We start from the raw sequence: 21,979 nt of genomic DNA, 5'->3' as shown, positions 1-21,979 counted from the left end.
CATGCCCATGACCCTGAACACTCTTTCCCGTACCCTGCGTCGTCCCGGCAAGCAGCACGGTTTCTCCCTCATCGAACTGATGATCGTGGTGATCGTGCTCGGTATCCTGGCCGCGATTGTCGTTCCGTCGTACCAGCAGTACATCCGCCAGTCGCACCGGGGCGTGGCCAAGGCGGACCTGGTGGAATACGCGCAGCGTGCTGAGCGCTACTACTCGGTGAACAACACCTACTCGGGCTTCGCGCTGCCCAGCAAGGTGTCGCCGCGCGAGGGCGGGACCACACGGTACGCGATCACGTTCGATGGCAAGGCGTCCTCGTTCACGCTGACTGCGACGCCCCAGGGCAACCAGACCAAGGACAGCTGCGGGACGCTGAGCGTGGACCAGGCCAACCGCAAAACGGCCAGCGGCACGGTTTCCGATTGCTGGTAAATCAGGTGTTGATCTTCCTCTGAACGCCCAGTACAATGCGCCTCCCCGCCCGAATAGCTCAGCCGGTTAGAGCACTTGACTGTTAATCAGGGGGTCGTTGGTTCGAGTCCAACTTCGGGCGCCAGATACTGCAAAAGCCGCGAGAAATCGCGGCTTTTGTCGTTTTGGCCCGTCAGCAGGGAAGGGTGCGGTCGACACGCTCGCTGCGGATGCGGCCGCCGTTGTTGATGACCAACCTGCCATGCAGCCGGTCTCCTGCGCAGATGCGCAGCGTCAGATTGGCACCGGGACTGCGCCCGTCAGGCTGGAAGAACAGCAGCGGCCGTCCACCGCTGGCCTGGGCGACGATGGCGATGTCGGTCCGGCCTTGATGGTGGATCAGGATGTCCTGGGCGGATGCTGGTGTCCCCCGGTGCCTGCCGCTGCGATAGATGATCCACCCTGCGCTCCAGTCGCGGGAGCACTGCTCACCGTCGTCGCTGGCGCACAGCCCGATCAGCTCGCGGCGCTTCAGGGCCTCGCTTCTGGCGCTGGAAAGACTGGCATGCAGGGTCAGCTGCAGGGCGTCGGCGCGTTGCCGCAACAGCACCGGGCGCAGGGCCGGCCAGCCCACGGCCAGCAGAACGGAAAGGATGGCGATCACCACCAGCATCTCGACCAGATGCATGCCGCGTGATGCTGAACGACAGTGGGCGGGAGTGCGATGCATGGCATCAAGCCTCGCGCCACAGCGGGACGACCGCCATCAGGCACTGCCGCGCCCGCCTGCCCGGAAAGCCCTCAGCCGGCCGTCACCCCTTGCCCCGTATACTTGTCCTTCCCGGGAACTGGCAACACCATGAGCGACCGTTTCGAACTCGTCTCGCCGTATTCGCCGGCGGGCGACCAGCCTGATGCCATCGCGAAGCTGACCAGCAACTTCGAGGCGGGCATCGCCAAGCAGACCCTGCTGGGCGTCACCGGCTCGGGCAAGACCTACACCATCGCCAACGTCATCCAGAACGTGCAGAAACCGACGCTGATCATGGCGCCGAACAAGACGCTGGCGGCGCAGCTGTATGGTGAGTTCAAGGCGTTCTTCCCGCACAACGCGGTCGAGTATTTCGTCAGCTACTACGACTACTACCAGCCGGAGGCCTACGTGCCTTCGTCGGACACCTTCATCGAGAAGGACAGTTCGATCAACGAGCACATCGAGCAGATGCGGCTGGCCGCGACCAAGACCCTGCTGTCGCGCCCGGATGCGATCGTGGTGGCCACGGTGTCGGCGATCTATGGCCTGGGTGCGCCGGAGGACTACCTGTCGCTGCGTCTGATCCTGTCCAAGGGCGAGCGCATCGACCAGCGCGACCTCATCAATCACCTGACCCAGCTGCAGTACACGCGCAATGAGTACGAGCTGCAGCGCGGCACGTTCCGCGTGCGTGGCGAAGTGATCGACGTGTTCCCGGCCGAGTCGGACAGCGAAGCGCTGCGCATCGAGCTGTTCGACGGCGAGGTCGAGAAGATCACCCTGTTCGATCCGCTCACCGGTGAGACGATGCGCAACATGCAGCGTTTCACCGTCTACCCCAAGACCCACTACGCCACTACCCGCGAGCGCGTGCTGGCCGCGGTGGAAACGATCAAGGTGGAGTTGAAGGAGCGGCTTGAGCAACTGTACGCGGAAAACAAGCTGGTGGAGGCGCAGCGCCTGGCACAGCGCACCCAGTTCGACATCGAGATGATGGCCGAGGTCGGGTTCTGCAACGGTATCGAGAACTACTCGCGGCACCTGACCGGCAAGAACGCCGGCGAGCCGCCACCGACGCTGTTCGACTACCTGCCGCCGGACGCGCTGCTGGTCATCGACGAATCGCACGTGACCATTCCGCAGATCGGCGCCATGTTCAAGGGCGATCGCTCGCGCAAGGAGACCCTGGTCGAGTTCGGATTCCGCCTGCCGTCGGCACTGGACAACCGACCGCTGCGTTTCGAGGAATGGGAGGCGCGCTGCCCGCGCGCGATCTACGTGTCCGCCACGCCGGGCCCGTATGAGTACCGCGAGGCCGGCGACGAGATCACCGAGCTGGTGGTGCGCCCGACAGGCCTGATCGATCCGGTGGTGGAGATCCGCCCGGTGGGCACCCAGGTCGACGACCTGATGAGCGAGGCCAACGCGCGCATCAAGGCCGGTGACCGAGTGCTGGTCACCACGCTGACCAAGCGCATGGCCGAGAACCTCACCGAATACCTGACCGAACACGGTATCCGCGTGCGTTACCTGCACTCGGACGTGGATACGGTCGAGCGCGTGGAGATCATCCGCGACCTGCGCCTGGGCAAGTTCGATGTGCTGGTGGGCATCAACCTGCTGCGCGAAGGCCTGGACATGCCCGAGGTGTCGCTGGTGGCGATCCTTGACGCAGACAAGGAAGGCTTCCTGCGCTCCACCGGTTCGCTGATCCAGACCATCGGCCGCGCCGCCCGCAATGTGCGCGGCAAGGCGATCCTGTATGCGGACAAGGTGACCCGCTCGATGCAGGCAGCGATCGACGAGACCGACCGCCGCCGCGCCAAGCAGGTCGAGTACAACGAAGAACATGGCATCGTGCCGCGCTCGGTGGCGCGCCCGATCGTCGACGTCCTCGAAGGTGCGCGTTCGGATGCGGCGGAGAAGGAAGCCAAGAAGGGCAAGGGCAAGGGCAGGGCGGGTGTTGCCGAGGACGGAGCCGATTACCGTTCGCTCGGTCCGGCCCAGCTGGCGGCGCGTCTCAAGGCGCTCGAACAGCAGATGTACCAGCACGCCAAGGACCTGGAATTCGAGGATGCCGCACGGGTGCGTGACCAGATCCGGCAGCTGAAGGAAGCGAGTCTGGGCTGAACGCGGCGGTGCAGCATCTTCTTCACAAAAGTGTTGCGCTTCACGGCCGGCATCCGTAATATACGCGGCCTGCACCGACGCAATCGCGGACGTTCAGAAGCAAAAACGGGCGGTTAGCTCAGCGGTAGAGCACTACCTTGACATGGTAGGGGTCACAGGTTCGAACCCTGTACCGCCCACCACGAAGTCTCCGGAAGGAGGCTGTCGTGAACTGAAGAGCCCGGCCCTGGCGCCGGGTTTTTACGTAGCAGGGCCAGCTTTCGGGCGGCAGAAACAAGATGGGCGGTTAGCTCAGCGGTAGAGCACTACCTTGACATGGTAGGGGTCACAGGTTCGAACCCTGTACCGCCCACCACCTGGCTCCCGGCATTGCCGGTGCAGCGGTGGATCACGATGAAAGCCGGCCCTGGGCCGGCTTTTTCGTTTACGACGGTTGCCGGTGCCGAGCGTCAGCGCTGGGCAACCCATTCGTCGATGCTGATCATGCGCTGCAGCCGCCAGTGCCCGTCCACGCGTTCCCAGACCTGCGCGAAACGTGCTGAACCGGCCTGATGCTGCTGGCCGCCTGCAGGCAGGCGCTGGTTGCCCACGCGCAGCACGCGGTCCTGGCGTAGCCGGTACAACTGCAGGGCCGTCGGCTCCGGTGTCTGGTCATGTGCCGGGGGCACGCCCGCATGCCCGGCGTCGGCCTGCAGGATCTGGCTGCGCAGGGAGGCATCCCCGGCGTCGGCATCGCGGCCGAACAGGCCAGCGCACAACAGCAGCAGGGCAAGCATCGGCATGGCACGGTGCTCCGGAGAAGGGAGTCCAGCGTGGCACTGCCCCCCGCACTGTGAAACCGGTATGCGACGAAAGCCGGAAAAGCGCCCGCCAAGCCGCTGCGGGAAGGATGAATCCGGGCCAGGAAGTGCCGGGCCGCGCTTCAAGGCGGCCCGGCGTGGTGGGCCACTGCGGGGTGGCCCGGTCATGGCCGCGGCGCTGGCTCAGCTCCGCGGCGGGTGTGGCAGGTCAGCGATGCCGACCCCATGCACGGATCCGGTTACAACGGATCGCAGCACAGCAGCTGGCCGTGCTTGCCCGCGTTGCCGAACGGGCACTGCGGGTGTGGTTCGCAGCCCGGTGCATATCCGGTCTTGGGCGAGACGGCGAAGGCCTGGCTGGCGCCGAAGGCCATGGCCGCGACAACGACGATACCGGCGACGGACGAAAGCACTTTCTTTCCGATCATGTGTATCTCCTTGGTTGGCGTTGTGGAGTTGCAGTTGCCGAAGGCACGGGAGTGCCGGTTGTGGCGCGAATGCGGTAACAGGGGGCCGCGACGCAATGCGCGGCACGCGGGATCAGGGCAGCGCCGGCTTCGGTGCGAGCGACGCGACGGCAGCCTGCACGACCTGGGCGTCGAGCTGGCCGACATGCTTGTAGGCAACGCGGCCATCGGCAGCCAGCACCATCAGCATCGGCGTGACGGTGGCGCGATAGCGCGTGGACGCGGCGGCTTCGTTGTCGATGGCGATCGGGAAGCGCAGTGCATGTTTGCCGGCGTAGTCCGCCAGCTGGTCGTATGGCGGCATGCCGACACCGACCAGTTCGCTGTTGCCGCGGGCCGCAGCGATCTGTTGCAGCTGCGGTACCGAGGCCAGGCAGTAGCGGCATGCGGTGGAGAAGAAATAGAGGATCTGCGGAACCTCGCGGGCACCGCCGATATCGACGAAGGTCTGCTGCGTGGTGCGCAGCGCCAGCGCATCCGGGCGACTACCCAGTTCGAGGCCATGTGCTGCAAGACGCATGTCCTGCAGCTGCGTGGCCATCTGCTCATTGATCTGCCGCAGCTGGCGGTTCTGCCATCCGAGCGCGATGACCAGCACGGACAGCAGCAGGGCGACAACGGGGAACAGGACGTGCTTGAGCATCGATCATCCTTGAACACAGCGTTGGGTCGAACATACCCGAACTGGCGCGCAGGTTGTTAAGCGGATGTTCCCGGCACATCCTCCGACGGAGCGCATGTACTAGAGTTGTGCCCGCGCAGGCATGCGTGCATGCCCTCCACCCATCCCCAGGATCTTTCAACGATGAGCGATCATGTGCCGGTTTCCAGGCCCAATCCGTTCTTTGAACTGCTGTTCGGCGGCAACATGCTGGAAGGTACGTTCAAGGCAGTGATCTGGGTCGCCCTGTTGTCCGCTGTGCTGGCCTGGACCACGTTCCGCTGAGCGGGGGCGCGGCACTGCCGCCGCGTTGCGGCAGGCCGGTGCTCAGGCGCTGAAGGCCTGGCGCAGGCTGCGCAGGGTGGCCTGCCGGTGCTCTTTCGCGCTGGCCTCGCCCATTTCCAGTTCCTGCAGGCGCAGCCCGACCAGGGTCATCGAAAGCGCGTATCCCCGGGCCGCGTCGGCAACGCGCGACTGGCCGAGCGCGCGACGTGCAAGCGCGCTTACGTGCTCAAGGTCGGGCATCAGGCCAAGGTAGACGCGTTCGGCGCTGTCCAGATCGGGGGCTCGCAGGATCGCGTGTGCTTCGGAAGTGGGGGAGACGGAGGCCATGGGGAGTCCTTGTCCGTAGCGGGTGCTCGTTCAGAACGAGCGCATCAGGGAAATGAAGGCCGATGACTGAGTGCCGCGTCGTGCCATCGGGCTGTCCTTTACTGCATCGCCGAGCCACTGGTTGGCGACCACGCCGGTCGCGCGCCACTTCGTGCCCAGGGGCGTGCTGACCGCGATCTGCAGGCTCGGTGATGTCGCGCTGCCCGGGTTGTAGGCGGCAAGTCCCGAGCGCAGCGCTTCCTCATCGCTGATGCCGTAGTAGTAATCCAGCAAGCGTGCGCTGGAGTGGACCACGCCGACCTTCGGGACCCAGGTGAAGCGACCAGCCTGGATCGGATAGCTGTAGTGCAGGCGCGACTCCATGCCACCTCCGTGCCCGGTGACCTCGCGCATCACGCTGGCCTCGACGATGCCCCAGTCGGCGCTGTATTCACCATTGATGCCGGCCATGGCGGACATCTGCCGGCTGTGCAGGAGACGCAGCTGAGGATCGTTCACGTCGTCGGTCTTGAAGCGCAGCGTGTAGGGCGTGACCGCCGCCGACAGGCGCAGGCCCTCGCGCTTGTACAGGTACATGCCCAGCGAGCCCGGGCTGGCGAAGAAGCGCTGGCCCTGCCAGGCAATGGACGGGACCACCAGTGGCTTGACGTCGTAGTGCGCATACGCGCCCGAGGTCGCGCCAGCACTGATGCCGGCCTGTATGCCCGGGTTGCTGTCGGCGGCCTGCGCGAACACCGGCAGGCCAAAGGCAGCGGAGAACAGCAGCGGGCGCAGCAGGGTCGAGGGCAGTGGCGGCATCGGTCAACGACGTTGCGGAGGATGGCTGCGCATGATGGGCGAGCAACATTGTCAGAACATTGCGTCGGCGCATCCGCCAGGCCGAAGCGGAAAAAGTGGGCGCCAGGCACTATGATCGGCACCGTTTCCGGTAGCCGAGCCCCCGATGCGCATCCTCCTGGTCGAAGACGATCCTGACCTGTCCCGTGCCCTGCAATCGGGGCTGGAGCGGCAGGGCGTGGTCGCCGATGTGGTTGGTTGCCTGGCCGAAGCGGCCATCGCGCTGCGCGAACCGGTGCACCAGCTGATGCTGCTCGATCGCCAGTTGCCTGATGGCGATGGCGCTGGCTTCGTTGCCGTTGCGCGGGCCCTGCGTCCGAACCTGGCGGTGATCATGCTGACGGCCAAGGGCACGCTGTCGGACAAGGTCGAGGGCCTGGATGTCGGCGCCGATGACTATCTGGTCAAGCCGGTGGCGATCGAGGAACTGATGGCGCGCATCCGTGCGGTCTCGCGACGGCCCTCGGCAATGGTGACACCACGCTTGCGACTGGGCCGGCTGGAGTTCGATTTCGAATCGCTGCAGGCGCAGGTCGATGGCCAGCTGCTGGCGCTGCCCCGGCGCCAGGTGCTGGTGCTGCAGGCGCTGGCGATGCGGCAGGGGCGCACCGTCACCCGCAGTGCACTGGAGGCGGCGGTGTACGGCTTCGATGACGAGATCCAGTCCAATGCACTGGACGCGCACATCTCCAAGCTGCGCAAGGCGCTGCAACAGGCCGGGGCCGGCGTGGAGATCCATGTGATCCGCGGCGTCGGCTACCTGCTGGCGGAGGCCTGAGATGGCACGCCCGATCCGTTCCATCACCCTGGGCCTGGCTTGGCGCCTGTTCCTTGCGCAGGCGTTCACCGTGCTGTTCGCGGTGGTCGCGCTGATCCTGACCTGGGGTGACAAGGACTCCTGGGGCATGGACATGTTCACGGCCGAGGCGGTGGCCAAAGCCGTGCACAGCGAAGGCGGCCGGCTGGAACTGGACCAGGCGCGCTGGGACAAGCTCAATGCCGGGGCCGGCGGCAACCTCTGGTTCGCGGCGGTTGATGACAGGGGCACGTGGCTGGAGCGCGGCACGATTCCTGCGGTCCACGCGCCATTGCTGGCACGCTTGCCGACAGTGGGCGCCACCGAACTGGGTTCACTGGTGCCACCCTATCTGGACGTGGCGCGGGTGATGATCCGCAACGAGGATGGACGCCGCATCACGGTGATGGTCGGTGGTGCTCCAAAGGGTGGGTTGCTGGATGGCGCGCTGATGGTGCTGCGCCTGATCGGCCTGTGGTTCTTCCTGCCGTTGATCGTGGTCACGCTGCTGGTGATGCCGACGGTGATCCATCGCGCGATGCGCGGCGTGCGCCGCTCCGCGCAGCAGGCCAAGGAACTGGACATCGGCCAGCCGGGCGCGCGCCTGGATGCGCAGCTGGTGTCCACCGAGGTCGCACCACTGGTGGAAGCGTTCAACGATGCGATCGACAAGGTGCAGCAGGGCTATGCAGCGCGCGACAAGTTCCTCGCCGATGCCGCGCATGAGCTGCGCGTACCGATCGCGGTGGTGCAGGCGCGCCTGTCGCAGCTGCCGCAGGGTGAACTGAAATCGCAGTTGCTGACCGACGTCGCCCGCCTCGGCAACGTGGCTGAGCACCTGCTCGACCTGCAGCGTCTCGATCGCAATGTCGGCGCGCTGCAGCGGCTGGACCTGGCGTTGCTGGTGCGCGAGGCGGCCGCCGATCTGGCGCCGCTGGTGGTCGGCGCCGGTTATGGCTTCGAGGTGGATGCGCCGGAGTCGCCCGTGTGGATCCATGGCGACAGCCTGGCGCTGGGGCGGGTGATCGCCAACCTGGTGCACAACGCCATCGTCCATGGCGGCGGGCGCGGCACGATCTGCGTGCGCCTCGATGCACGCGGCCTGCTGGAGGTCAGCGACCAGGGCGCCGGCATTCCGGTCGGCGACCGCGAAGCGATCTTCGAGCCCTTCCACCGCCTGCGTGCAGCCGGCAGCGGCAGTGGCCTGGGCCTGCACCTGGTGAAGGAAATCGTGCAGCACCACGGTGGCTCGGTCAGCGTTGGCGAAGCGGCTGGCGGCGGCGCCAGCTTCAGAGTCAATTTCCACCGCGGTACCGTACGGCGCTGACAGGCGCACGGGGAAAGGCCCGATAGGCAGCCTGCGGCCTCCAGCGGCAGGCTGGGGAAATGGTTCCCGATCGATCCGCTCCGGCCCTGTTTGGCTTTGGCTGCGCTGCAGGCCTGGTGCTGGGGGCGCTGGCCTGCGTCCAGATGCCGATGTTGCTGCCGCTGTGGCTGAGTGTGCCGATGGCGATCGCCGGCGCCGGCGGCTGGCTGTTGCCCTGGCGCGGCCGTGCCTGGGCCGCGGCCCTGCTCGGCCTGGCCTGGGCAACGGTGCACGGGCACTGGGTCCTGCATGGCCAGCTGCCACCCGGCGCCCCACCGCAGGATGTGCAGGTGCGGGGCCGGGTTGCCGACCTTCCCCAGCAGGGGCCCGGCTACACGCGTTTCGTGCTGCATGTCGAAGATGCCGGCGCGCTGCCATCGCTGCGTGGCAAGCGCCTGCAGGTGACCTGGAACGATCCGTGGCGCGGATCGCCGGCGCACGAGGCGGAGGGCGGGCGCCATGCGGTTCGCGCAGGATCGCATTGGCAGTTGTCGCTGCGCGTGCGCGCGCCACGCTCGCGGATCAATCCCGGCGGCTTCGATGGCGAGCGCCACGCCGTGCTGCGGGGCATCTCCGGCAATGCCTCGGTGCGTGATCCGGCCCGTGCGCGGGAGTGGCTGCCGGCGCAGGGCCTGCAGGCCTGGCGGGAACGCAGCAGTGCAGCGATCGCCGTGCAGGTGGCACATCCTGCCGCGCGGTTCGTGCAGGCGCTGGCACTGGGCGATACCCGTGGCCTGTCCGATGCCGACTGGGAACACCTGCGCGCGCTGGGCCTGACCCATCTGGTCGCCATCTCCGGTTTCCACGTGGGCGTGGTGGCTGGCTTCGGTGTACTGCTGTGCCGCTTGTGGTGGTGGCTGTGCCCGTTGCTGGGACGGTACTGGCCACGGCCGCAGGCCGCCGCATGGGGAGCGGCGCTGGCCGCAGCCACCTATGCCGTGGCGGCGGGTGGTGCGCTGCCGACGGTGCGCGCAGCGCTGATGATCGGGCTGGTCGCACTGGCCAGGGCCGGGCGTCGCCCGGTGGGCGCAGGGCAGGGGCTGGCGTTGGCCGCGATGGTGATGCTGTTGCCTGCGCCGCTGTCGGTGCTCTCGGCTGGATTCTGGCTGAGCTTCGGTGGCGTGCTGTGGCTGCTCTGGTGCCTGCCGAGGACGGGGCCGGAGGGAATCGGTGGCGGGCTGCGCGGGTTCCTTGCCGCGCAGGGTGTTGCCAGCCTTGGGCTGCTGCCGCTGTGCATCGCCTTGTTCGGCGGGACCGCGCGGCTGGGGCCGCTGGTCAACCTGCCGGTCATCCCGTGGTGGACAATGCTGGTTGTTCCGCTGTCGCTGCTCGGTACCGGCCTGCACGTGCTGCATGACGGCGCGGGGCGTTGGGCCTGGCGTGCCGCGGCCTGGCTGTTCGAGCTCAGCTGGGAGGCCCTGCAGCCGTTGGCACTGCATCCGCAGGCGATGTGGTGGCTGGCCGAGGCGCCGCGCTGGGCGCTACCCGTGGCCTTGCTGGGCGTGTTCTGGTGGCTGCTGCCGCGCGGCGCCGGCGGTGGCCTGGCGGGCCTGCTGCTGTGCCTGCCGCTGCTGTGGCCGGCCCGGCATGCACCGGCCGCGGGGGAACTGGAGCTGCTGGTGCACGATGTCGGCCAGGGCACGGCGGTGCTGGTGCGCACGGCGCGGCACGCGCTCTGGTACGACGTGGGGCCGCCGACTGGCGGCGAGGGCAACGAACGCATCCTGGTCCCGGCCCTGCGCGCGCTCGGCCAGGGGCCGCCCCGGCAGGTGATGCTCAGCCATGACCACCTGGATCACACCGGCAGCCTGCCCAGCCTGCGACGGCAGTTGCCCGGGCTGCAGCTGCTGGCGCCACCGGGCAGCGCCATCGGCGGCGCCACGCCCTGCCAGCAGGGGATGCGCTGGGAGTGGGACGGGGTTGATTTCCAGGTCCTGCACCCGGCGCCGGGCAGCCGGCAAGCCGAAAACGAGGACAGCTGCGTGCTGCGCATCGCCAGCCGTCACGGCGTGGTCCTGCTGCCGGGTGACATCGGTCGACCGGCCGAGGGGGCGCTGCTGCAGGCGTACCCGCACGCGCTGAGGGCGGACGTGGTACTGGTGCCGCACCATGGCAGCGGCGGCAGCTCCAGTGCGCCGTGGGTTGCGGCGGTGGCGCCGCGGCTGGCGGTGGTCTCGGCCGGGCACCGGAACCGCTTCGGCCACCCGCGCCAGGAGGTGGTCCAGCGCTGGCAGGCGCAAGGCGCGGAGGTGCTGGCCACGGCCGACTCCGGGGCGATCCGCGTATGGCTTGGCGCACAAGGCCTGCAGCTGCGTGAACAGCGCATCCATGCATCCCGGTGGTGGGATGCCGCTGGGCGGGCGCGGTCGGCTGCTATCCTATCGCCGATCGAACAAGCGGCCGTTGGGCCGGAGGGTTGAAACGTGTGGGAACTGGTCAAGGCCGGTGGCTGGCCGATGGTGCCGCTGCTGCTGTTGGGCGTACTGGCTTTGGCGATCATCCTGGAGCGTTTCTGGTCCCTTCGGCGGACTGAAGTGCTGCCGCCCGGCCTCGGCCAGGAAGTGCGCAACTGGGCCGCTCGCGGCAAGCTCGACCCGGCCCACCTGCAGACCCTGCGGGCGAACTCGCCGCTGGGCGCGCTGCTGGCTGCCGCACTGGAAGCCCGCAACCGCCCGCGCGACCAGATCCGCGAGCGCATCGAAGACACCGGCCGCCACCTGGTGCACCGCATGGAGCGATTCCTGAACGCACTGGGCACCATTGCCTCGGCCGGCCCGCTGCTGGGCCTGCTCGGCACGGTGATCGGCATGATCCAGATGTTCCTGGGCATCCTCGACCACGGCGTGGGCGACGTGAACCAGCTGGCCGGCGGCATCGGCAAGGCGCTGGTGTGCACCGCCACCGGCATGATCGTGGCGATTCCGGCGCTGATGTTCCATCGCTACTTCAAGGGCCGCATCCACGGCTACGTGGTGGAGATGGAGCAGGAAGCCAGCGCCCTGCTGGATACGCTCGACGGCCGCCCCGGGGTGATGAACCCGGCCCCGGCCGCGCGCCAGTCCGGCGCCGCCACGGCGAAGGCCTGATCGATGCGTATCGGCAACGACCGATCCCAGGATGAGCCGCATATCGACCTGGTGCCGCTGATCGACGTCATCCTGGTGCTGATCATCTTCTTCGTGGTCACCACCACCTTCGACGCGCGTTCGACGCTGCAGGTGCAGTTGCCGACCGCCAGCCAGCAGCAGACCAACGAGCCGCCGCGCTCGCTCAGCGTGCTGATCAACGCCGAAGGCCGTTACTTCATCAACGACCAGGAAGTGCTGCGCAGCGACGTAGAGTCGGTCAAGCAGACCATCGCCGCCGTGGCCGGCAGCGATCGCGAGCAGACCGTGCTGCTGCGTGCCGACGCACGCACTCCCTACCAGGCCGTGGTGACCGCGCAGGACGCGCTGGGTCAGCTCGGCTTCCGCCGTATTGCCATTGCAACAGCACCCGAGGTGCGTCCATGAGTTCCAATCACGCGCCGGTGTGGCCGATCTACAAACGTCTGCTGGGGTACACCCGCGCCTACTGGGTGTTCATGGTGGCCGCGGTCATCGCCATGGTGGTCGAAGCCCTGGCGGGCTACCACTTCACCAAATTGATGGAGCCGCTGGTCAACCGCGGTTTCGTCAACCCGGAACCGCGCATGGCGGTGATCCTGCCGCTGACCATCCTGGGCCTGTTCCTGATGCGCAGCGTCGCCACCTGGGTGAGCGACTACGCGCTGGCCAAGACCGGCCGCAGCGTGGTGCGCGACCTGCGTGAGCAGGTGCTTGCCAAGTACCTGCACCTGCCGTCCTCGCACTTCGATACCGAAGCGACGCCGGTGATGGTCAGTCGCCTGAACTTCGATACCGAACAGGTCACCCAGGCCAGTGCCGACGCACTCAAGACCGTGGTGGCCGACACCCTGACCATCATCGCCATGCTGGCGGTAATGCTGCAGATGAGCGTGAAGGTCACCGTGGCGATGCTGGTGGTGGTGCCGCTGATCGGCGTGATCGTGTCCTACGTGGGCAAGCGCTACCGCCGCATCAGCCGCGGTATCCAGGACGGCATGGGTTCGATGGCGCAGACCGCCGAACAGTCGCTGGCGGCGCAGCAGGAAGTGAAGGTGCACGGCACCCAGCAGCATGAGATCTCGCGCTACTCGCGCCTGGCCAACCGCATGCTGTCGCTGAACATGAAGGTGGAAGTCACCCGTGCTGCCGCCTCCAGCGTGGTGCAGTTCCTGGCCGCGCTGGCGCTGGCGGTGATCGTCTGGGTATCGACCCGCGAAGCGCTGGCCGGTCGCCTCAACGCCGGCCAGTTCATGGGCCTGATGACCTCGATGATGGCCATCATTCCTTCGCTGCGCCGCCTGACCAGCGTGCAGACTTCGATCTCGCGCGGCGTGGCCGCCGCAGAGCGCCTGTTCGGCATCCTCGACATGCAGGTCGAGCGTGACGAGGGCCGCGACAACGTGCAGCGCGTGCGCGGCGAGCTGGCCTTCGACCACGTCATGCTGCGCTATCGCGAGGACAGCGGCATTGCCCTGGACGACATCAGTTTCGTGGCGAAGCCGGGTACGGTCACCGCCATCGTGGGTCGTTCCGGCAGTGGCAAGACCAGCCTGATCCGGCTGGTGCCGCGCTTCTATGAGCCCAGCGGTGGTGTGATCACCCTCGATGGCGTCGCGCTGGATGACTATCCGTTGGCCGACCTGCGTCGGCAGGTGGCGATGGTCGGGCAGAAGGTCATGCTGTTCGATGACACCATCGCGGCCAACATCGCCTATGGCATGGAAGCGAGCGAGGAGCAGATCCGTGCGGCGGCCGAAGCGGCCAATGCGTGGGAGTTCATCGCGCGCATGCCGCAGCAGCTGCAGACCCCGGTCGGCGAGAACGGCGCGCTGCTGTCCGGCGGCCAGCGCCAGCGCCTGGCGATCGCCCGCGCGATCCTGCGTGACGCGCCGATCCTGATCCTCGACGAAGCCACTGCCGCGCTGGACAACGAATCCGAGCGACTGGTGCAGGATGCGCTGCAGCGCCTGATGCCCGAACGCACCACGCTGGTCATCGCGCATCGTCTGTCGACCATCGAGCATGCCGATCAGGTGCTGGTGATGGACCACGGCCGCATCGTTGAACGGGGTACCCACAAGGAGCTGCTTGCCATGGGTGGCCTGTACCAGCATCTGCACAGCATGCAGTTCCGCGAAAGGCAGGACTGATGGCTGGCAAGGGTACCCAGACCCCGCCGTACTGGTACGACGGCAGCCCGGTTCCATGGGCGATGCGCCTGCTGGCGCCGCTGTATGCCGGCGTCACCGCGCTGCGCCGCCGTGCCTACCGGCGCGGATGGCGCAAGCGCTACGCGCTGCCGGTGCCGGTCATCGTGGTTGGCAACATCACCGCCGGCGGCACCGGCAAGACGCCGCTGACCATCGCCCTGGTCGAGCGCCTGCGTGCGGCCGGCTGGAAGCCGGGCGTCGCCAGCCGTGGCTATGGCCGTGAAGACGCTGACAAGCCGCTGTGGGTGCAGGCCGACACGCCGACCGCCAAGGGCGGTGACGAACCAGTGCTGATCGCCTGGAAGACCGGCGTGCCGGTGCGCGTGGACGCCGACCGCGTGGCCGCAGGCAGGGCACTGATCCAGGCCGGCTGCGATGTGATCGTCTGCGATGACGGCCTGCAGCACTACCGGCTGGCGCGCGACATCGAGATCGAAGTGGTCGATGCCCAGCGGCGCTACGGCAACGGCCGGATGATTCCCGCCGGACCGCTGCGCGAGCCGGTCAGCCGTGCCGGCGAATGCGATTTCCGCGTGGTCAACCTGGGCCAGGCCGATGAGGAAAGCGCGGCACAGGCCTGCGGTTTCGGCCAGTGGCCGATGGCCCTGCACATCGACAGTGCGCAGCCGCTGGCCGGTGGCCGCGCGCGCCCGTTGTCGTACTTCAAGGGCCAGCGTGTTCATGCGGTGGCCGGCATCGCCCATCCGCAGCGCTTCTTCGACATGCTGCGCGCGCGTGGCATCGGCGTGGTGCCGCACGCCTTTGCCGACCACCAGGCCTACCAGCCGCAGGACCTGTCCTTCGGCAGCCAGCTGCCGGTGCTGATGACCGAGAAGGATGCGGTGAAATGCCGCGCGTTCGGCAACGATTGGCATTACGCGGTGCCGTTGCGTGCCGAGCTGCCTGCCGCGTTCTGGGTGGCGCTGACCGACCGCCTGGACAAGCTGCGACCGAACTGAGCGGCGCGGCGGCGCTTGCATTCACGCGCCGCCGGCCGCATCCCCGTTGTAACGAGCCTGCCGAGTATTGCCCCATGACCGAATTCGTCGTCGCCATTCCGGCCCGCTATGCCGCCTCGCGGCTGCCGGGCAAGCCGCTGCGCCTGCTGGGCGGTGAGCCGCTGGTGCTGCACGTGGCGCGCCGCGCGCTGCAGGCCGGCGCTGGCGAGGTCTGGGTCGCTACCGACGATCAACGCATTGCCGACGCGCTGTCCGGGCTGGCCGAGGTGAAGGTGGCCATGACCGCCACCTCGCATGCCTCCGGTACCGACCGCCTGGCCGAGTGCGCGCGCATCGCCGGCTGGGCCGACGACACCGTGGTGGTCAACCTGCAGGGTGATGAACCGTTCGCGCCGGCTGCGGGAATCCGTGCGGTGGCCCAGGCGCTGGTTGAAGGCAATGCACCGATGTCGACCCTGGCGACCGCCGTGGAGGATGCAGAAACCCTGTTCGATCCGAACGTGGTCAAGCTGGTGCGCAACGTGCGCAACGAGGCGATGTACTTCAGCCGCGCGCCGATTGCCTGGCACCGCGATGGCTTCGCGCGCAGCCGCGAGGTGCTGCCGGAAGGGCATGCCTGGCTGCGCCACATCGGCATCTACGGCTACCGCGCCGGTTTCCTGCAGCAGTTCGCGGCGATGCCCCCGGGTCGGCTGGAGCAGGTTGAATCGCTGGAGCAGCTGCGCGTGCTCGAGGCCGGCTACCCGATCAGCGTGGCGATCTCGCCTGAACCATTCCCGGCGGGCATCGACACGCCCGAGGACCTGGAGCGCGCCGAAGCACTGCTGCAGACGTTGGCTGCCCGATGAAGCTGCTGGTCGTCTGCCTCGGCAACATCTGCCGTTCGCCGATGGCCGAAGGCGCGCTCCGCGCCCGCCTGGACGCTTCGCCACTGGCGGGGCGCGTGCAGGTGGATTCGGCCGGCACCGGTGACTGGCATGTGGGCGAGCCGCCGGACCGGCGTGCGATCGCCTGCGCGGCCGGGCACGGCGTGGACATCGGCGGCCTGCGTGCGCGCCAGCTGCACGCCGCTGATTTCGACCGCTTCGACTGGATCCTCTGCGCCGACGAGGCGAACCTGCGGGACGCGGGACGCTTGGTGGCACCCGCCCAGCGTGAGCGGCTGGCGCTGTACCTGCCCTGGTCGGGCGGGGAGGGGCAGGCGGCCATCCCGGATCCTTACACCGGCGGCAGCGATCACTTCGAACAGGTCTGGACGCTGGTCGACAATGCTGCAAAACGTGCAGTGGCACGACTGTTGCATGACGCCGACTCCGGCATAATCGGGCCATGAACGTCCAGCCCGTCCCGGACCTGCCCGAGTTCGCCACCTGGCTCAATGCCGCTCCCTGTACCCTGACCGAACTGCGCGGTCGGCCGGTGGCGCTGTTGTTCGTCAACGCCGCTTCTGCCTGGAGCGCGCAGCGCCTGGCCGAATTCAGTCAATGGCTGTCGCGTCACCCTGGCATGCTGCAGCCGCTGGTCCTGCAGGTACCCCGCTTCGATTTCGAGCGTGACGCCGGCGCCGCACTCAAACTGCTGCGCCGCCAGGGGCTGTCAATGCCGGTCCTGCTCGATGCCGACTGGGATGGCTGGCGTCGCTTCGGCATCACATCGTGGCCGACCGTGGTGCTGCTGGACGCGCAGGGTCGCGAGCAGCAGCGGCTGGTCGGGCTGGGGGCTCCGGGAGAGCTTGAGCGTGCGTTGAATGCGCTGTGCCACGGTGCGCCGTCGGCACCGCCGCGCGGCGGTACCGAGCTGCATCCGGAGCCGCGGCAGGCCCTGCGTTTTCCGCTGGGCCTGGCGGTCAGCACCGAACGCCTGTACATCGCCGACAGTGGCCATCACCGCATCCTCGAATGCAGCCACGGCGGCCGCATCCTGCGCCAGTTCGGGCTGGGGACGGCCGATTTCATGGACGGCAACCTCGCCGAAGCGGCGTTCCATCGCCCGCAGGCGCTGGTGCTGGAGCGCGACGCGCTGTACGTGGCCGACACCGGCAACCATGCCGTGCGCCGCATCAACCTGCTGACCGGCATCGTCGACACGCTCTGCGGCAATGGCCGCCCCGGTGCGCCGGTGGAGGGCCCGGTAGCACAGGCGCGGCAGGTCTCGCTGGACCACCCGGTCGGCCTCGCCATCGCCGATAACCAGCTGCACATCGCCATGGCCGGCGACAACCGCATCTGGAGCTACCACCTGGGTCAGCGCAGCCTGCAGTGGCGCGCCGGCAGCGGTGCCATCGACGAGCGTGACGGCAGCGGCCATCTGGCCGCGTTTGCTCAACCGACTGCACTGGCCGTGGTGCAGCAGGTGCTGTACGTGGCCGATGCGCTGGGCTCCTCGATCCGTGCACTGCAGCTGCGCGGGGATCTGGTGCAGACGCTGGTCGGGCAGGGCCCCTGGCGTTTCGGTGACGAAGATGGCCCGCGCGCGCAGGCCAGCCTGCAGTTCCCACAGGCGATCGCGCTGAGTCCGGATGCGCCGCTGCTATGGATTGCCGATACCGGCAATGGCCGCCTGCGCACGCTGCGCCTGGGCGGTGGCGAACTGACCACCCAGCCGCTGCCGCGCCGCCTGCACGGCCCGGCCGGGTTGGCCGTGGGTGCCGGTGCGGTGTGGATCGCCGAGACCGACGCCCACGCCATACTGCGATTCGACCCCGAAAGCGGCGTGCTCAGCGAAGTGCCGATCAGCGAATGACCGACGTTCCCGCCCCGGCCTTCGACGGCAAGGCCTTCGCGGCCCAGCTCAGTACCGCCCCCGGTGTGTACCGCATGTACGCGGCCGACGACACCCTGCTGTATGTCGGCAAGGCGCGTGCGCTGCGTAACCGCGTCGGCAGCTATTTCAACGGCAGCCCGAAGAATGCGCGGATCATGTCGATGATCTCGCAGATCGTGCGCATGGACGTGACGGTGACGCGCTCGGAAGCCGAGGCGCTGCTGCTGGAAAACCAGCTGATCAAGTCGCTGTCGCCGCGTTACAACGTCTCGCTGCGCGACGACAAGACCTATCCGCATGTGCTGCTGACCCGCGAGGACTGGCCGCGCATCGCGCTGCATCGCGGCCCGCGCGCCATTCCCGGCCGCTATTTCGGGCCGTATCCCGGCGTCACTGCGGTGCGCGAAACGCTGAACCTGATGCACAAGCTGTTCAAGCTGCGCAGCTGCGAGGACAGCGTGTTCCGCAACCGCTCGCGGCCGTGCCTGCAATACCAGATCGGGCGTTGCAGCGCGCCCTGCGTGGAGCTGGTGGCGCCTGCCGAGTACGCCGAATCGGTGCGTCGCGCTGCATTGTTCCTGGAAGGCAAGAGCGACGAACTGACCCGCGAGCTGGGCGAGCAGATGCAGGCCGCCAGCGAGGCACTGGAATTCGAGCAGGCCGCGCGCCTGCGTGACCTGATTTCCTCGCTGCGCAGCATGCAGACCCGCCAGTACGTGGATGGCCGTGCTGCCGACCTGGACGTGCTGGCGGTGGCCATGCAGGGCTCGCAGGCCTGCGTGCTGCTGCTGGCGTTCCGCGATGGCCGCAACCTCGGCACCCGCCCGTTCTTCCCGCGCACCAATGGTGAAGAAAGCCCGGAGGAAGTGCTGGCCGCGTTCGTCTCGCAGTACTACATCGAATTCGAGCCGCCGCGCGAGATCCTGCTGGACCGCGAGATTGCCGATGCCGACCTGCTGGTCGCCGCGCTGTCGGCCTCGGCCGAGCGCAAGGTGCAGCTGAAGTGGAACGTGCGCGGCGAGCGCGCCGGCTACGTGGAACTGGCCAGCCGCAACGCGCAGCTGACCCTGGCCACCGAACTCAACAGCCGCAACGCGCAGCATGCGCGCAGCGACGCACTGCGCGAGATGCTGGGCCTGGCCGAGCCGGTCAAGCGGGTCGAGTGTTTCGATATCAGCCACACCCTGGGCGAGGCTACCGTGGCCTCGTGCGTGGTGTTCGACGCTGCCGGTCCGGTGCGCGCGCAGTATCGCCGCTTCAACATCAGCGGCATCGAGCCGGGCGATGACTACGCCGCCATGCGCCAGGCCATCGACCGCCGCTTCCGCCGTGCGGTGGAAGAGCAGGGCGTGCTGCCGGACGTGCTGCTGATCGACGGCGGCGCCGGGCAGCTGGCGCAGGCCCAGGCCGCACTGGCCGACCTGGGCGTGGAAGGCGTGCTGCTGGTGGGTGTGGCCAAGGGCGTGGAGCGCCGCGCCGGCCATGAAGCGCTGGTGATGCCCGACGGCCGCGAGCTGCGCCCCGGCGCGGCCAACCCGGCGCTGCAGTTCATCCAGCAGGTGCGCGACGAGGCGCACCGCTTCGCCATCACCGGCCACCGCGGCCGCCGGCAGAAGGCGCGGATGACCAGCAAGCTGGAGGACATTCCCGGTATCGGGCCGCGCCGCCGCGCCAGCCTGCTCAAGCATTTCGGGGGCCTGGTGGGGCTGAAAGCCGCTGGCGAAGCGGAAATCGCCAAGGTGGAAGGCATCAATGACGCCCTCGCGGCACGTATCTACGCTAACCTGCACGGGTTGGCCACGCCTGATGCGGCCGAGTAGAGAGAGAAGCACGCAAGCATGAAGTTGACCCTGCCCACCTGGCTGACGTTGTTGCGGATCGTGATGATCCCGGTGCTGGTGCTGGTGTTCTACCTGCCCTACACCTGGACCAACTTCGCTTCGGCGGCGATCTTCGGCCTGGCCGCGATCACCGACTGGCTCGATGGCTGGATCGCACGCCGTTACCAGCTGGAGTCGGCCTTCGGTGCCTTCCTCGACCCGGTCGCGGACAAGCTGATGGTGGCAGTGGCACTGTTCCTGATCGTGCAGGGCCATCCGACGCCGTGGATGGCGTTCTGGGCGGCGGTGATCGTCGGCCGCGAGATCGCGGTATCGGCGCTGCGCGAATGGATGGCCGAGCTGGGCCAGCGTGCGAAGGTGCGCGTGGCGATGATCGGCAAGGTCAAGACCACCGCGCAGATGGTCGCGCTGCTGTGCCTGCTGTACTCGGTGGCCCCGAACCTGCCGGTGGAAGACATCTGGATGGGCTGGCCGGTGTTCCATATCGGCGACTGGACCCTGGCGATTGCCGCGGTGCTGACCCTGTGGTCGGGACTGCAGTACCTGCACGCCGCCTGGCCGAGCCTGCGCGATGACGAGCGCGCTGCGCGCGAGCGTGCGCGGCAGAAGAAGCTGGGCAACTGAGCCCGGGGTCGGATCCCTTTCTGCAGGAAAGGGCTCTGACCCCACGGTTGCTGCCATCCACGCATGGCGTGGATCTATTGGAAATGCCGCATCCACGGAGGGGGCGGATCCATCAGTTTGCGGAGACGCTGTAGTAGATCCACGCCATGCGTGGATAGGCGGTGCAAGGCGCCTCACAGACCCTGAAAAAAGCGCTTGACGCCATCCTTGGAATAGGTAAAATTTCGCCTCCCAAGCGGGAATAGCTCAGTTGGTAGAGCGCAACCTTGCCAAGGTTGAGGTCGCGAGTTCGAGTCTCGTTTCCCGCTCCAGATTCAAGAGAAACGCTCCCGCAAGGGAGCGTTTTTCGTTTGCGTGTTCCACGCTTCATCCTCACTTCACCGCCACTCCTTCGCCTCACCACGCGGCAGTTCGAAGCTGCATCTCCGACTCTCCACGGCGATGCCGCAATGCCTCACACTCTCTCCGCCTACGACCACGACGTCGTCATCGTCGGCGCCAGCTTCGCCGGTGCCGCCTGCGCACTGGCTGCCGCCCAGTACGGTCTGCGCGTCTGCGTGCTTGAACGCAAGGCCGACCCCGGCGAGCGCCTGCACACCACCGGCATCGTGGTGAAGGAAGCGATGGAGCAGACCTGGCTGGGGCGCATGCCCGAGCATCTGGTGCAGCGGGTCGCAAACGTGCGCCTGTATGCGCCGAACCTGCGCAACGTGTTGCTGGCCGCGCCGGGCTATTACTTCCTCACCACCGATACACCGAACCTGATGCGCTGGCTGGCCAGCGAGCTGCGCGCGAATGGTGTCGACCTGCGCCTGCAACGGTCTTTCACCGATGCCCATCGCAGTGGTGATGGCTGGCAGGTGGATGGGGCAGGGCGATGCGCCTATCTGGTTGGTGCTGATGGCGCACGCTCACGCGTGGCCCAGCGCACCGGCCTTGGCCAGGTGCGCGACACCCTCTACGGCGTCGAGCGCGAGTTCGCCGGCCTGCAGGTGGCGCAAGGCAATGCGCTGCATTGCTTTGTCAGCAAGCGCTACGCGCCGGGCTACATCGGCTGGGTCGCACAGAATCCGACCGGGCTGCAGGTGGGATTGGCGCTGCGTCATGACCCGCAACAGGTGCGGCCGCCGGATATCGATGGCTTCCTCGACCACGTGCGCGATGTGGTCGGCATTCCGCCTTCGGCGCGTCCCTCGGCCACCCGCGCCGGCTTGGTCCCGTGCGGCCGGCCGGATGGGCCGTTCACCGGCCAACGCGTGATCCTGACCGGCGACGCGGCAGGCATCGTCTCGCCGCTGTCCGCCGGGGGCATCCACTCCTCGTGGCGGCACGGCTGGGCGGTCGGCGAGGCGATTGCCCGCCATCTGCGTGGGCAAGGGCCGGAAGCGGAACGGGTGGCGCGGCGGGTGGCGCCGGCATTCCATGGCAAGCGCCTGCTGCGCTGGGCGATGGACCATCTGCAGGCCGACTGGCCGCTCAATGCACTGCTGCACACGGCGGCCACGCGGCGCATCGCCGAGCAGGTCTACTTCCACCGCCGTGGCCTGCGAACCTGAGGTATCGGTCCTGGGGGCCTGAACGCCTCCCCGAAATGCAGGCGAAAATTCCTGTTGACGCCGTGCAGCAATATCGACACAATA

Annotated in this window: 22 protein-coding genes and 4 tRNA genes; 20 read left to right on the top strand and 6 right to left on the bottom strand. The window is 67.8% G+C overall.

The features are described 5' to 3' along the window. Nucleotides 1-7: 7 nt before the first annotated feature. Together AC5P67_RS06535 and AC5P67_RS06530 are read left to right on the top strand one after the other, a co-directional pair. Nucleotides 8-433 carry a type IV pilin protein gene (locus AC5P67_RS06535; RefSeq protein ID WP_043034368.1) on the top strand — a complete coding sequence of 142 codons (426 nt, stop codon included), beginning with the start codon at nucleotides 8-10 and terminating at the stop codon, nucleotides 431-433. A 47-nt stretch (nucleotides 434-480) separates the two neighbouring features. After that, nucleotides 481-557: transfer RNA gene (locus AC5P67_RS06530), tRNA-Asn, on the top strand. A 48-nt stretch (nucleotides 558-605) separates the two neighbouring features. Here the strand turns inward: AC5P67_RS06530 and AC5P67_RS06525 are convergent. Further along, the gene (locus AC5P67_RS06525; RefSeq protein WP_099470581.1) at nucleotides 606-1,142 is read right to left on the bottom strand and encodes a GspH/FimT family pseudopilin; all 537 of its coding nucleotides are present in this window, start codon (nucleotides 1,140-1,142) and stop codon (nucleotides 606-608) included. A 129-nt stretch (nucleotides 1,143-1,271) separates the two neighbouring features. Between AC5P67_RS06525 and uvrB the strand changes: the two genes are divergently transcribed. From uvrB to AC5P67_RS06510, 3 genes are all read left to right on the top strand, one after another. Beyond that, complete coding sequence (uvrB, locus tag AC5P67_RS06520) at nucleotides 1,272-3,296, top strand: excinuclease ABC subunit UvrB (RefSeq protein ID WP_005408863.1); 2,025 nt, start codon at nucleotides 1,272-1,274, stop codon at nucleotides 3,294-3,296. A 107-nt stretch (nucleotides 3,297-3,403) separates the two neighbouring features. After that, nucleotides 3,404-3,478 (top strand) — tRNA-Val (locus AC5P67_RS06515). 98 nt (nucleotides 3,479-3,576) lie between these two features. Continuing rightward, nucleotides 3,577-3,651: transfer RNA gene (locus tag AC5P67_RS06510), tRNA-Val, on the top strand. Nucleotides 3,652-3,745: 94 nt separating this feature from the next. Here AC5P67_RS06510 and AC5P67_RS06505 read toward each other — a convergent pair. From AC5P67_RS06505 to AC5P67_RS06495, 3 genes are all read right to left on the bottom strand, one after another. Continuing rightward, nucleotides 3,746-4,078 carry a hypothetical protein gene (locus tag AC5P67_RS06505; RefSeq protein WP_005412816.1) on the bottom strand — a complete coding sequence of 111 codons (333 nt, stop codon included), beginning with the start codon at nucleotides 4,076-4,078 and terminating at the stop codon, nucleotides 3,746-3,748. A 257-nt stretch (nucleotides 4,079-4,335) separates the two neighbouring features. Next, nucleotides 4,336-4,524, bottom strand: a complete 189-nt coding sequence (locus AC5P67_RS06500) for a hypothetical protein (protein ID WP_005408865.1) — start codon at nucleotides 4,522-4,524, stop codon at nucleotides 4,336-4,338. 112 nt (nucleotides 4,525-4,636) lie between these two features. After that, nucleotides 4,637-5,206 (bottom strand): TlpA family protein disulfide reductase, encoded by a 570-nt coding sequence (locus AC5P67_RS06495; protein ID WP_111193887.1) that lies wholly within the window; start codon nucleotides 5,204-5,206, stop codon nucleotides 4,637-4,639. Between the two features lie 162 nt (nucleotides 5,207-5,368). Here AC5P67_RS06495 and AC5P67_RS06490 point away from each other — a divergent pair, with 162 nt between their 5' ends. Further along, nucleotides 5,369-5,509 (top strand): hypothetical protein, encoded by a 141-nt coding sequence (locus tag AC5P67_RS06490; protein ID WP_005408867.1) that lies wholly within the window; start codon nucleotides 5,369-5,371, stop codon nucleotides 5,507-5,509. 42 nt (nucleotides 5,510-5,551) lie between these two features. On the opposite strand, the gene AC5P67_RS06485 is transcribed toward AC5P67_RS06490, so the two are convergent. Together AC5P67_RS06485 and AC5P67_RS06480 are read right to left on the bottom strand one after the other, a co-directional pair. After that, a complete protein-coding gene (locus AC5P67_RS06485; RefSeq protein ID WP_005408868.1) occupies nucleotides 5,552-5,836 on the bottom strand; it encodes a hypothetical protein in 285 nt (94 codons plus the stop codon). Nucleotides 5,837-5,866: 30 nt separating this feature from the next. Beyond that, nucleotides 5,867-6,634 (bottom strand): MipA/OmpV family protein, encoded by a 768-nt coding sequence (locus AC5P67_RS06480; protein WP_111193888.1) that lies wholly within the window; start codon nucleotides 6,632-6,634, stop codon nucleotides 5,867-5,869. A gap of 145 nt (nucleotides 6,635-6,779) precedes the next feature. On the opposite strand from AC5P67_RS06480, the gene AC5P67_RS06475 reads away from it, so the two are divergent. From AC5P67_RS06475 to AC5P67_RS06410, 14 genes are all read left to right on the top strand, one after another. Further along, entirely contained in the window at nucleotides 6,780-7,451 is a 672-nt protein-coding gene (locus tag AC5P67_RS06475; protein ID WP_005408870.1) for a response regulator transcription factor, read from the top strand. Between the two features lies 1 nt (nucleotide 7,452). Further along, entirely contained in the window at nucleotides 7,453-8,796 is a 1,344-nt protein-coding gene (locus AC5P67_RS06470) for a sensor histidine kinase (RefSeq protein WP_005408871.1), read from the top strand. Nucleotides 8,797-8,855: 59 nt separating this feature from the next. Further along, nucleotides 8,856-11,255: a DNA internalization-related competence protein ComEC/Rec2 gene (locus tag AC5P67_RS06465; protein ID WP_012479684.1), complete on the top strand. Its 2,400-nt coding sequence runs from the start codon at nucleotides 8,856-8,858 to the stop codon at nucleotides 11,253-11,255. Between the two features lie 3 nt (nucleotides 11,256-11,258). Continuing rightward, the gene (locus tag AC5P67_RS06460; RefSeq protein WP_005412819.1) at nucleotides 11,259-11,921 is read left to right on the top strand and encodes a MotA/TolQ/ExbB proton channel family protein; all 663 of its coding nucleotides are present in this window, start codon (nucleotides 11,259-11,261) and stop codon (nucleotides 11,919-11,921) included. Between the two features lie 3 nt (nucleotides 11,922-11,924). Further along, nucleotides 11,925-12,347 carry an ExbD/TolR family protein gene (locus tag AC5P67_RS06455; protein ID WP_004152323.1) on the top strand — a complete coding sequence of 141 codons (423 nt, stop codon included), beginning with the start codon at nucleotides 11,925-11,927 and terminating at the stop codon, nucleotides 12,345-12,347. Then, entirely contained in the window at nucleotides 12,344-14,092 is a 1,749-nt protein-coding gene (gene msbA, locus AC5P67_RS06450) for a lipid A export permease/ATP-binding protein MsbA (protein WP_111193889.1), read from the top strand. The genes AC5P67_RS06455 and msbA overlap by 4 nt, the downstream gene beginning before the upstream one ends. Continuing rightward, nucleotides 14,092-15,111: a tetraacyldisaccharide 4'-kinase gene (gene lpxK / locus AC5P67_RS06445; RefSeq protein ID WP_005408875.1), complete on the top strand. Its 1,020-nt coding sequence runs from the start codon at nucleotides 14,092-14,094 to the stop codon at nucleotides 15,109-15,111. Before msbA ends, lpxK begins: the two co-directional genes overlap by 1 nt. A gap of 74 nt (nucleotides 15,112-15,185) precedes the next feature. Beyond that, complete coding sequence (gene kdsB / locus AC5P67_RS06440) at nucleotides 15,186-15,959, top strand: 3-deoxy-manno-octulosonate cytidylyltransferase (RefSeq protein ID WP_012479685.1); 774 nt, start codon at nucleotides 15,186-15,188, stop codon at nucleotides 15,957-15,959. Then, nucleotides 15,956-16,444 (top strand): low molecular weight protein-tyrosine-phosphatase, encoded by a 489-nt coding sequence (locus AC5P67_RS06435; RefSeq protein WP_005408877.1) that lies wholly within the window; start codon nucleotides 15,956-15,958, stop codon nucleotides 16,442-16,444. The genes kdsB and AC5P67_RS06435 overlap by 4 nt, the downstream gene beginning before the upstream one ends. Further along, a complete protein-coding gene (locus AC5P67_RS06430; protein WP_005408878.1) occupies nucleotides 16,441-17,853 on the top strand; it encodes a hypothetical protein in 1,413 nt (470 codons plus the stop codon). The genes AC5P67_RS06435 and AC5P67_RS06430 overlap by 4 nt, the downstream gene beginning before the upstream one ends. Then, entirely contained in the window at nucleotides 17,850-19,694 is a 1,845-nt protein-coding gene (gene uvrC / locus AC5P67_RS06425) for an excinuclease ABC subunit UvrC (RefSeq protein ID WP_111193891.1), read from the top strand. Before AC5P67_RS06430 ends, uvrC begins: the two co-directional genes overlap by 4 nt. Nucleotides 19,695-19,712: 18 nt before the next feature. Next, nucleotides 19,713-20,339, top strand: coding sequence for a CDP-diacylglycerol--glycerol-3-phosphate 3-phosphatidyltransferase (gene pgsA, locus AC5P67_RS06420; protein ID WP_111193892.1), 627 nt, complete (start codon nucleotides 19,713-19,715; stop codon nucleotides 20,337-20,339). A gap of 235 nt (nucleotides 20,340-20,574) precedes the next feature. After that, a tRNA-Gly gene (locus AC5P67_RS06415) sits at nucleotides 20,575-20,650 on the top strand. 138 nt (nucleotides 20,651-20,788) lie between these two features. Next, nucleotides 20,789-21,895 (top strand): NAD(P)/FAD-dependent oxidoreductase, encoded by a 1,107-nt coding sequence (locus tag AC5P67_RS06410; RefSeq protein WP_049459966.1) that lies wholly within the window; start codon nucleotides 20,789-20,791, stop codon nucleotides 21,893-21,895. The last annotated feature ends 84 nt before the right edge of the window (nucleotides 21,896-21,979 follow it).

Source organism: Stenotrophomonas sp. YJH_SMC_21 (assembly GCF_059369555.1).
Note: the sequence above shows the minus strand (reverse complement) of the source record. Positions and strands in the feature narration are given on the sequence as shown.